The organism is Pseudomonas sp. 9AZ (assembly GCF_902506525.1).
In the GTDB taxonomy this organism is placed as follows: Bacteria; Pseudomonadota; Gammaproteobacteria; order Pseudomonadales; family Pseudomonadaceae; genus Aquipseudomonas; species Aquipseudomonas peli.
On the sequence record NZ_LR733840.1, the window covers coordinates 1,150,826 to 1,161,639 of the forward strand.

Genomic DNA, 10,814 nt, shown 5'->3' on the forward strand with positions numbered 1-10,814 from the left:
CAACCGAGACCAGGAGAGCGCCGACAGGAGGCGCCCTCTCAAGTATTCAGGCGTTGATAAGCTCCTCGCGGAGAATGGTGATCTGTTTGGGCGCATCGATGCTGATGCGAGCTCGGCTGTGGCTCTCGGCAAAGCCCACATGAATGGTGATCCCGTCGCGCAACAGCTGCTGAAGGAGCTTTTCGGGATCAACTCCGGGATCGATAGTGAGGCGGATCATTTCGCCTTCGCGGCGGGTGACGGTCAGAAATCCCATGGGGGCAAGTCCTTTGCTGATTGAGGGAATGTGCGTCCTGCATCGGTAGTCTAGAACAAGGTGACGGAAGTCGAGCCTGCAGCGGCAGGCAATGTGAGAGGGCCAGTTATGTGCGGAGGAGTAGAAGCTCGCGAGGCGGACAAGGTTTGGAGGATCTATTTCCCAAATCCCAAAGCAGCAATTCCAGTTCAAATAGAAGGAAGCGGTCAACTGGACTGGATTCACTGGGGCAGGCGCAAAAAGGAGCCAGGCAGCAGCCCCCAGGGTGGCTGGGCGCGTCTCAGCACAGTGGAGGCTGGTGGTTGGGATAGATACAAGCCGCGCCGTGGCTTCGGCATGGTGGAGCGCTTCATGGAAAAGGAAGGCCGGCTAGGTGACAAGAACCGGCCGTCACACTGGTTCGACGTGCCGCAGGGGTACGCGTTGGAATGTCTGATAATTGGTGAAGGGGAACAACGGCGGCTGTATGTGGTTACCACCGATCCGCCGGAGGAGTACGCATGGATTCATGATCGGTGGCCATTGCTGGCAGAGCTTAAAACCACCTAGAGCAATCTAATATCTAGAATCCAGTCGTCCACCGTCGGCATAGCCTGCTTCCGGCCTAAAGTGGGCGAAGCGAATCGGACGTCCAAATAGGACTCCATAATTGACTATAAACGCCTATAAAGCTCGCCCTAGAGCGGTCGCCCCTAAGCCGGCAAGCCGTGCTCGATCGCGTGAATCACTTGCAGTACTGCCCTCCGGCCCGGCTCAGTAACGAGCAGATCGATCGGCCGCTCGGAGACTAGCGTCAGAACCGGTGAGGTCAGCCAGCGGAGCGCGCCATCGAGATCTCCCTCATGGAGTTCCAATAAGGCGTCCAAGGTCTCGACTAGACGACAAAACACCTCGCCTGTCCGGACAGACATCACGGAGTGTCGAAACGAGGTTCCCACCCACCTTGCGACCTGGGTGCGACGCAGCCCCAGTTCATGCGCCAGATCCGCAACCAGCGTAACCGGAAGCCCGGCCAACACCGCCTGATGCATCCGGTAATGAGTTTTTGGCAAACCTAGCCGATCGTAAAGCTTTTGCATTAGTAGACCACTACAGTTGTCTCTACCAGTTGGTCCTGGCGTTGGGCGTGAAGCGCGTGTTTCCATGCGACCCCGGCAGCATAGCCCTTGAAGTGCTGAGGCGGATTCCAAACCAACTGAATCGCCCCTAATTTCATAGTCACCAACTGACCAGCTGCTTCTGGCTGGTGTCGGCCAACCGTAGATATTGTTGTTGAAGCGCCTACCCGTCTAAAGTCTCCTTATCCTTTTGGGTGATCAAGATGCCAACACACGAAGAAGCGCAACGCCGCTGCCGCGTAGCCCATGTACAGGCCACCAACAATCTTGCGGGCGCTCACATGAGCGCTTTCATGTCCTCGAAAATGGCTGAATATGTGAAGGGCCGCCTTTCCTCGGCTGAACTTGTAGCAGCCGCAAAGGCTCGCTACGGAATCCATGACTGAGTAAGTCAACTCCTTCCACGCCACGGCCTTTCTGGCCCAATCTATGGCCGCACCTATCCAATCTTTGTCCGCCCTCCTAAACGCCGGCTCCTACCCTCCGTGGCCGGCAACTGTCGGCCACGGAGGGCAGGAGCCACTCACTGGCAGTAGAGTCAGTTCTGGACTTCCCCGTCAGCATCAATATCTTGGTCTACACCGATTACTACCCGATCAACATCGCAGGGGCTGCAGCCTTTGCAGGGCCAGCGGCGCTTGTGTTCGCCCACAATGCAGGATTCGATCGGTGCTTTGCTAAGCCATTGAGCCGCATCTTCACCACCAAGCCACGGGAGCGCACAATGCTCCAGCTCGATTGGGCAGGCTAAAATAACGAGCTACGGCTAAACGGGGTAAGTTATTCGTGCATATTTCAAGGTTACAACTCGTCAACTACCGGAATTTCGAATGCGCGAATGTAGTCTTCAACAAGGGCGTTAACACGATCATCGGCGAGAACGGGTCAGGCAAGACAAACCTGTTCCGGGCGTTGCGTCTTTTGCTAGACGACACGCTGCTGCGCGCGGCATATAGGCTCGACGAGAAGGACTTCCACCGGGGCCTTGGCGACTGGCGCGGTCACTGGATAGTCATTAGCCTCGAGTTCGATGAGGTATCCCAAGACGAGGCGATTCAGTCCCTCTTTCTCCATGGGACCGGTAACATCGCCGACGGTGCGATCGGCAAGGCGACCTACAACCTTATTTTTCGCCCCAAGGCGGCAGTCCGGCGGACCCTGGCCGACCTTGCCGCCGGTGATACGGAAGGACTCGCCGAGGCACGTTCGAAGATCACCATTTCGGATTATGAAACGATCTTTACCGGCAAGAGCACCGCAAACTTCCTCGATCCCGAAACCTATAGGCAACTGGTTGGCGACTTCGACGCGGTATTATTTCCCCAAGAACTGACGAACCCCGCTATCGGGGGCGTCATCCCGGGCATGCTCTCGATCTCGCGCGAAGTGTGCTTCACCTTCGTGCAAGCACTGCGCGATGTGGTCTCCGACTTCCAGAACAACCGCACCAACCCCCTCCTAACTCTGCTCAAGTGTCGAAGCGGTGAGATCGATCCGCAGAGCTTCGAGCCAATCACCGCGCTCGTCAAAGGGCTCAACGATGCAATCGAGGGCCTACCAGATGTAGGTACCATCCGCACCGATATCCGCGACACCATCACCGATGCGGCAGGCGAGACCTACTCCCCGCGATCACTTTCGATCCGCTCGGATCTGTCCGACGAGGCCGACCGCCTTTTCCAGTCGCTCAAGCTGTTTGTGGGCGAGAACGAGGAAGAATATGAGGGCGCGATTCACGAGTTGAGCCTGGGCGGTGCAAACCTAATCTACCTGACGTTGAAGCTGCTCGAGTTCAAATATCAGAAGCAGAAAGAGTCCTTCGCCAATTTCCTCGTGATCGAGGAGCCGGAGGCGCACATCCACACCCATATCCAGAAAACGCTGTTCGACCGGCTGAATTTTGATGACACCCAGATCATCTATTCGACCCATTCGACCCACATATCCGAAGTGAACAACGTCGTGAACATCAACATCCTCGGCCGGCAGGACGGACGATGCGAGGTGTTTCAGCCATCTGCGGGACTTGACTCCGGCCAGATTGGCAATATCCAGCGCTACCTCGATGCGGTCCGCAGCAATCTGCTCTTCGCCAAGAGCGTGGTCCTGGTCGAGGGCGACGCCGAGGAGATCCTCATCCCGATCCTCGTTAAAAAAGTGTTCGGGCTCAGCCTGGACGAGCTGGGGATCAGCTTGATCAACATCCGCAGCACCGGCTTCGAGAATGTTGCGGTGCTTTTCCATAACGAGCGCATCCGCAAGCGCTGCGCGATCATCACCGACCTTGACCGCGCGTTTATCGATACGACCAAGGACATACTCGACAGTGACGATAAGGCGGCCGCAAAGAAGAAGGCACTGGGGTCACAGATCGCTGGACTCCAGCGCCAGGCAGTGCTCAAGGAGTTGTGTGACGGGAATCCCTGGTTGTCGGCGCACTTCGCCGACCACACTTTCGAGGTCGATTTCGTCTCCGCCGGCAATGTCGGCACTGTCGTTTCGGTGCTGGGCGACGTCTATAAGGATAGCGGCACCATCGCGACGTCTAAGATGGAGCTGGAATCGGGCGATATCGCACGTTTCGGGACGCGCGTGCTGACGATGGCACGTTACGCCGGAAAGGGGTGGTTCGCCATCATCCTGGGGCGAATGATCACGCCAGAAACTGTCATTCCGGATTACATCCTCGACGCCATCTTCCAAGCACATCTCCCGGTATCCATCCAGACATGGGCGCGTGTCCTGGACTATCGGGTCTCGGTTCTTGCTGAGTCACAACTACACGCGGTAGTGGACATCGACGCGATGCGCGCGCAAATCAGACGCTACTATCGCGGCGAGATCGACTTTGCAGGGGTCCGCGCCGAAATGCTACAGGCCTTTCCGGCCGACGGCATCAACACGATCCTGGCGAGCTTCTAGATGTTTGTCTGGGACAGGAAAGATCTGAACGACGCCCAAGTCGCAGCCATCGAGCATCCAGGCAGCGTCTTCCTCGTTGCCTGCCCGGGGAGCGGTAAAACGAGAACCCTCACCTACAAGATCGCCCGCCTGTTGTCGGAGCTTAAGTCGGACAAAAAACGCGTCGTCGCGATCACCTACACGCACCGGGCTGCGGATGAGATTCACGAACGGATCGAGCAGCTTGGCGTCGATACGAGCCAGCTTTGGATTGGCACGATCCACTCCTTCTGTCTCGAATGGATCTTAAAGCCCTACGGAATCTATCACTCGGCGCTCAAGCACGGTTTCCGGGTGATCAATGCCCATGACACCGAACGAATGCACGAGGAACTCTGCAGCGCGGTGCAGGGCACTAAGCTCAGTAGCTTCGACTGCGCATATTATTTCAAGCCGAACGGCTATGTCCTGACATGCAACAAGACCGACAAGCATGAAGCAATTAGGGGAGTTTTGCGGGCATATTGGAAGGCGCTTCGTGCCGAGCGGCAGGTCGATTTTGAACTGATCCTTTTCTACGCCTATCAACTCATCGAGAATAATCCGTCGATCAGCGTGCTGCTGGGTTCGATCTTCGAATGCGTACTCCTCGATGAATTTCAGGATACGCGGGAAATCCAATATGCGATCCTCGCGTCGATCCTGAAAGCGTCGAAACGCGGTGCGTCCGCCTTCGTGGTAGGCGATCCTAATCAGGCAATCTATGGCTCGCTTGGCGGCTATGCGATTACGGCGGCGGACTTTGGGACGCAGTGCGGCATCGCCTTCAATGAAATGGAGCTGTCAGACAATTACCGGTCGTCATCGCGCATTGTGAGCTATTTCGGCAATTACAACGTCTGGCCTTCGAAGATCGAGGCGGTGGGGAGGAGCAAAGACTACGCGAGCGTGGTGTCGTTCGATCACCAGACGCACCGCGACGCGCTGGAGGAAGAGCTTGTAAGGCTCATCAAATTCAACGTCGAAACGCTCGGGATCGCTCAGCATGAGGTCTGTATCGTTGCGCCTTGGTGGGTCCATCTCGCAAGCATGACACGCAGGCTGGTCGCGGCGCTTCCAGCTTATTCGTTCGACGGCCCGGGCATGGTGCCCTTTGCGCGCGACGTCGACAATTTCTGGTACAAGCTCGCTCGGATCATTCTGACGGAGGCGTCCCCACAGCTCTATGTACGCCGGATGCGATGGGCGGGAGAGATAATCGCTGACCTCAGCGAGGCGGGCGTCGAGGTTCCAGGTTTGGACCGCAAGACACTGCTGCGCGCCTGCAACGCCATCACCGTCACCGAGACCGATGGCCTTGTCTTCCTCCGGGTGTTCTTCGACCAGCTATGTTCCACTTTAGGAATCGATCGCCACACCTGCGCGGCACTCCAGGAGCATCACGACGCTTTCTTTGAGTGCTCGCAGAAGCGCATTGACAAGCTCATCAAGGAAGGCGCTGAGGCGATCGCTGAATTGGCGATGTTCAGGAAGGTCTTTGCGGACCGGACTGGAATCACCGTATCGACGATCCACGGGGTCAAGGGCGCTGAGTATGACGCAGTGATCGCCTATGGCCTGCTAGAAGGGATGGTTCCCCATTTCAGCGATCCGAACCAGGCCGAGACAGCTAAGAAGCTCATGTATGTGGTGTCGTCGCGGGCCAGAAAGAACCTACATCTGATCTCTGAGCGCGGTCGTAGTCGAGGCTGGAGCGGAGATTATCAACCAACCGACGTACTTACTGGATGTGCATTCCGGTACGACCAGCTTTCTTGACGGGTAAGAATCTGGTCGCAAGTGACCGCTCCTGGCCGGTTAGCGACCACTGGTCTGGCCAGCCATGCTTGCCCTCCCACATGTGGAGGACTTGCTATGAACATCATTGCTACCTGCAGCCGTCAGCCCTGGAACAAAGGAAAGTTGGTCGGGCAGAAAACCCCGCTCCGGCTGAGAGATATCTGGGCCATCCGAGTCAGGCTTCAAATTGCAGAAAGAACCCGGGATCTGGCTCTCTTCGATCTGGCCATCGACAGCAAGCTTCGAGCCTGCGACTTAACCAAGCTTCGTGTGCGCGATGTTGCCCATGGAGAGCACATATCTTCACGAGCCATGGTGATGCAGCAGAAAACGCAGCGGCCAGTGCAGTTCGAGATAACTGAGCAAACACGGTCTGCTCTCGCGGCCTGGATACATCAAGCCCAGCTCCGCAGCGAGGACTACCTTTTCCCGAGCCGGCTGCATACCTCAGATCATCTATCCACTCGTCAATACGCTCGTATCGTCAAAGGCTGGGTGAAAGCCATTGGCCTTGATCCAGCCATGTATGGCACTCACACAATGAGACGTACAAAGGCATCACTGATCTATCGCCGGACGAAGAACCTGCGGGCGGTTCAATTGCTGCTCGGCCATACGAAGCTAGAGAGCACCGTTCGGTATCTGGGGATTGAGGTCGATGACGCCCTGGAGATGGCGGAACAGACCGAGGCTTGACCATGCATGGCGACGGTAGGAGTCAGGCCGTCGCTAACCGGCCTGATACGACAGACTGGTCCCGTTCAAAAGCATTTATCCGGCATCTACAACCTTTGCCGTTTACGTTGCTGCTTCACCGTGTACATCTCGCGGTCAGCCAACATGACAGCCTCTTCCGCAGTCATGCTGCCCGGCAGCACAGCGACGACCCCAACACTTGCTCCGGTATAGTCAATATCGTCAAGTTCTGGCCCCAGTCTATATTGGCCTATCGTAGCTTTGCTCAGGCGATCCTGCATTAGCCCGGCGGCATGTTGCATGTCGGTTTTTAGGTCCAGGTGTTCGGATGGTGTACTCACTGCGATTACGATGAATTCATCCCCACCGACACGACCAATCGTATCGCTGGATCTGAGGCAATGTTGCAACTGGGTGGCCACACCACACAAAAACTGATCCCCTGCCTGGTGGCCGTAGGTATCGTTGATTTGCTTGAAGCCATCTAGATCGATCACACCTACTAGCACATATGTACTCTCTCGCAGTGCTTGGTCGAACAGACGAGGTACATCATTGAGGATGGCGCGCCGATTGGACAAGCCGGTCAGAGGGTCTGTCATCGCCAGTGTAGCCAACTCGGAGTTGGCAGCCTGCAGCCGCTCAACCAGCCGTTCACGCTCAATGGAATAGCTCAACAGCCCTGACAGCAGCATCAACAATGGTTCTACATCGGGCGCCCGTGCCACCTGATCTGAACTGGCGGCACAGACCGTACCCAGTACCCGTCCATCCTGGGATCTGATTGGAGCGCTTGCATAGGTTCTGATGCCCAAAGCCGCTGCGGCCTCTGAGTCACCCCAGCATTCGGCAACGTTGTCCGAGTACATGCGGTTCTCGTCCAGTGCTCGCTTACACAGCGTATCTTCCCATGGCACGACAAGTCCTTCTGGGATAACCATGTCACCGACGTTCCGGGCGAACTCGACACGCTGGACGCCTGCATCGGTGTCAATGGTCGTCAGGTAAGTCGACTCCATCCCGGTGGCCTGGCTGAGTAAGCTCAGTAAAGGCCGCGTGAGCTGCTCCAGCGTTCGGGCTTTAGGAATGGTTTCGGAGAGAATCGAGAGAATTTGATCCATTTGTGCGTGCCGGTAGCGAAGGGGCATCTCGATTGTCTACTAATTAGCAGGGTAGTAAACAGCGCGGGCTTTCACCAAGCCACAACGGCCTGCCACAAGGAGTCATCGTTGTGAAACGCCCCAAATCTAGTGGTCACATAGCGAGTGTCTGCTCTTGGCCGAAAGCAGCCTGGGGGAATGGTTTTAATGTTACGGCCTCAGTGAAAATTCCTACTCCCTACATCAAGTCCTTCGAGCAGGTCGCTTCGGTCTTTCAGATGATCAGCATAGCGGGCCATGATCTCGTCGTATTTTGGGTCACTCAAGTTTCGATAACTCAGAGTGGACTCGCTCAAGCAAATCGCTCGCCGGGACTCCAGCCTGAACATAGGCATAGGCAAGAAGGGTAACTGGATGGACTCCCAACACGGTCGCGATGTCGTCGATCTTCTCAATAGATGGTGACTTCATCCCTCGCTCAACGTCACTCACATAAGACTGACTCGGCCCTAGCCCCTCTTGTGGCACCGCACAAGAAATCCTGATCTTCCGTATCGCAATTCCAACCGCCGCCCTGATTTCCATTTGCCACTCTCGCAAAAGGAATCATGAAGCCGTTCGAGCGCGCAAAGGGCTATACTCGATAGAGCATAGGTCGAGGTATTTTATGTTTTTAACTCACAAGCAGGCAGAGGTTGACCTTGGATCACTATTCGGCAACGAACACCGAATGTGGAAATCCGTAGAGCACACAATTCACCAGCCCTGGTTTTACGTGCGGCTGGTTGAGTGCGGAGGAGATATAGAGCTGAGCAGGATGCTGCTCATTTCGGACGGTCAATCCCTGAAGAATCTGATGGCGTGTCAGAACCAAATTCGTCGAGTCGCGGACGTAATGTTAGTGACCCCTGATCACGTGAATGGCACCAGTGTTTGGCAGATGCAAAAGCTATTGCGTGCAGAGCGCCTTGTTCTCGATACCGCTGTAGCATATGCCTACGTGGTAGATAACCTTGCTCAATATGTAACGGGGAGTCCCTCCGCACTGAACGGCGCAGTGTGCGAGGTTATATACGCGGCAGGACAGTCTTGTTCGGCGCCGTAGTCATGACAACCTTGATTCTGGACGTCTTCGGTACCTTGATTGAAAAGAGACCGCGCCGCACAAATCCTTACTCCAAGCTCGCTGATGCAGCAGGCGGAGAGATGCGGCTTCCGTTTCTTACCCGTAATGAGCCCATTAGTGTTTTGGCAGATGAACTCGATGTGGGATTTTTAGCCCCATATCTAGAGCGCCAGATTAAGACCGAAATAGATAGCTTTCGTCTTTACCCCGACGTGCCGCAGACGCTGCTCGAATGGCGCGGCCGGGGATTTCAGATCGCTGTGTGCAGCAACCTCGCTTTCGAATACTGCGCTGCAGTGCGGGGACTTTTACCTATGGTCAGCGATTTCATTTTCAGCTGTGAAATTGGCGCGGCCAAGCCAGATCCTGAAATTTACGCAAGCACCTGCCGACTTTTGAAATGCCGGCCTCGCGATGCATTGTTTATCGGGGACAGCAAGCGTGCCGATTACGATGGCCCAAGAGCTTTCGGAATTAAGGCCCGTCAAATCAATAGAGGGCAAGGAGAGCTCCTAGCTCATTGCTTCCCAGGCAGCTGCTAATACACCAATACGAATCGTATGAACTACATAGAAACGCTTGATCGTGTTACGGAACAGGTGCTCGACGCAGGAAAGTTGATTATCGCCGAATGGGAGCGCCCATCGGGGCCACGTGGGTCAGGCGACAAGGCAGCGGTCGACATCGAGATCGAAGAGCGGCTGCGTGTCGCTCTACTAGAAATTTCTCGCTGCGACTTTTGGGGCGAAGAAACCGAGGCGAGCTTGAGTCGTGCTAAATACTGTTGGGTGGTGGACCCGAATGATGGAACAGCTGACTTCTTGAATGGGCTTAAGGGCTCCGCAATATCTGTTGCTCTCCTTAGAAACGAAGTCCCAATCCTTGGCGTCGTTTATGCACCCGTAACGGTTGAGGGCCCTCCAGATTGTATCGCTTGGACGGAGGGACTTAGGGGCATTCGCCGTAATGCACAAATCCTTCAAACCAGCCTTCGCGGAGCTGCGCTAGAAGCTGGCTGCAAGGTAATGGTAAGCACCGCCGCCTTTCGCAAACAAATGATCAACGCTGAACTCTGTGAACCTGCAGTATTTCATCCTATGCCTAGCATTGCTTATCGCCTTGCAAGGGTTGCTGCAGGGGACGCAGTTGCTGCGGTGTCAGTCGTCCCGGTATCGGCCCACGATGTAGCGGCAGGGCATGCAATTCTAAAAGGTGCGGGGGGAACTCTGTTAGACCAAGATGGTGTAGAAATCACGCGCTACGCGGAAGACAGTCTTGGCATCGTGGGTAATCGAGTTTTCGGAGGGGCATCGCTTGCATGCATCACACTTGCCAGCCGCAAATGGGAGAGAGTATTCCAATGAGAGGAAGGCCAATGCGCTCCGTAATTTATTGCCGCACAACGGGGAATCGACTGGTGATGCCAGGCAAGACGCAAATATAGGATCACTTACAAAAAGTTAAGTTTGGGAGCCTAAATTTGACCCAAAATCAGCAAAAGCTAACTAAAAGCTCTGCCCTGACATAGAATTGAGAGGAAAAACATACTGGAGAGGCTGGAAAGCCAGTGAACATGAGGGCTCTACTACAGATCGCAAAACGTGACTAAAAGTTAATAAGGCAGATACGCATATTGAGCCATGATGACCTTGGTTCTGGGTTGAAACGAAAGAGAAGCCGCCAACTGATACGTGTAGCCTAAGGCTAAACGGCGGGGACGGAGCCGCCAGGCGCTACCTGCGCAGCATCCTGTTCATACAGCCACGCGCGCGTGCGGC

Annotated in this window: 11 protein-coding genes; 7 read left to right on the forward strand and 4 right to left on the reverse strand. The window is 55.4% G+C overall.

What is annotated here, in order from left to right; all coding sequences use genetic code 11:
• Positions 1-46: 46 nt before the first annotated feature.
• A complete protein-coding gene (locus tag ALTER154_RS05500; RefSeq protein WP_160085576.1) occupies positions 47-256 on the reverse strand; it encodes a carbon storage regulator in 210 nt (69 codons plus the stop codon).
• A 351-nt stretch (positions 257-607) separates the two neighbouring features.
• Here ALTER154_RS05500 and ALTER154_RS05505 point away from each other — a divergent pair, with 351 nt between their 5' ends.
• A complete protein-coding gene (locus ALTER154_RS05505) occupies positions 608-805 on the forward strand; it encodes a hypothetical protein (RefSeq protein WP_218585076.1) in 198 nt (65 codons plus the stop codon).
• A gap of 143 nt (positions 806-948) precedes the next feature.
• Here the strand turns inward: ALTER154_RS05505 and ALTER154_RS21190 are convergent, their stop codons facing one another.
• A complete protein-coding gene (locus ALTER154_RS21190) occupies positions 949-1,401 on the reverse strand; it encodes an antitoxin Xre/MbcA/ParS toxin-binding domain-containing protein (protein WP_372239915.1) in 453 nt (150 codons plus the stop codon).
• Between the two features lie 176 nt (positions 1,402-1,577).
• Between ALTER154_RS21190 and ALTER154_RS21195 the strand changes: the two genes are divergently transcribed.
• The 4 genes from ALTER154_RS21195 to ALTER154_RS05530 all read left to right on the forward strand — a co-directional run bounded on the left by ALTER154_RS21195 (position 1,578) and on the right by ALTER154_RS05530 (position 6,810).
• The gene (locus ALTER154_RS21195) at positions 1,578-1,760 is read left to right on the forward strand and encodes an antitoxin VbhA family protein (protein WP_160085578.1); all 183 of its coding nucleotides are present in this window, start codon (positions 1,578-1,580) and stop codon (positions 1,758-1,760) included.
• Positions 1,761-2,160: 400 nt separating this feature from the next.
• Complete coding sequence (locus ALTER154_RS05520; protein WP_160085579.1) at positions 2,161-4,296, forward strand: ATP-dependent endonuclease; 2,136 nt, start codon at positions 2,161-2,163, stop codon at positions 4,294-4,296.
• Positions 4,297-6,093, forward strand: a complete 1,797-nt coding sequence (locus tag ALTER154_RS05525; RefSeq protein WP_160085580.1) for a UvrD-helicase domain-containing protein — start codon at positions 4,297-4,299, stop codon at positions 6,091-6,093. It abuts the gene before it with no gap.
• A 96-nt stretch (positions 6,094-6,189) separates the two neighbouring features.
• Positions 6,190-6,810 carry a tyrosine-type recombinase/integrase gene (locus ALTER154_RS05530; protein ID WP_160085581.1) on the forward strand — a complete coding sequence of 207 codons (621 nt, stop codon included), beginning with the start codon at positions 6,190-6,192 and terminating at the stop codon, positions 6,808-6,810.
• An 86-nt stretch (positions 6,811-6,896) separates the two neighbouring features.
• Here the strand turns inward: ALTER154_RS05530 and ALTER154_RS05535 are convergent, their stop codons facing one another.
• Both ALTER154_RS05535 and ALTER154_RS21200 read right to left on the reverse strand, forming a co-directional pair.
• Positions 6,897-7,931 carry a sensor domain-containing diguanylate cyclase gene (locus ALTER154_RS05535; RefSeq protein ID WP_160085582.1) on the reverse strand — a complete coding sequence of 345 codons (1,035 nt, stop codon included), beginning with the start codon at positions 7,929-7,931 and terminating at the stop codon, positions 6,897-6,899.
• Positions 7,932-8,228: 297 nt separating this feature from the next.
• Positions 8,229-8,495, reverse strand: coding sequence for a helix-turn-helix domain-containing protein (locus tag ALTER154_RS21200; RefSeq protein ID WP_160085583.1), 267 nt, complete (start codon positions 8,493-8,495; stop codon positions 8,229-8,231).
• Between the two features lie 522 nt (positions 8,496-9,017).
• On the opposite strand from ALTER154_RS21200, the gene ALTER154_RS05545 reads away from it, so the two are divergent.
• Both ALTER154_RS05545 and ALTER154_RS05550 read left to right on the forward strand, forming a co-directional pair.
• Positions 9,018-9,578 carry an HAD family hydrolase gene (locus tag ALTER154_RS05545; RefSeq protein WP_160085584.1) on the forward strand — a complete coding sequence of 187 codons (561 nt, stop codon included), beginning with the start codon at positions 9,018-9,020 and terminating at the stop codon, positions 9,576-9,578.
• A gap of 18 nt (positions 9,579-9,596) precedes the next feature.
• Positions 9,597-10,400: an inositol monophosphatase family protein gene (locus ALTER154_RS05550; RefSeq protein WP_160085585.1), complete on the forward strand. Its 804-nt coding sequence runs from the start codon at positions 9,597-9,599 to the stop codon at positions 10,398-10,400.
• The last annotated feature ends 414 nt before the right edge of the window (positions 10,401-10,814 follow it).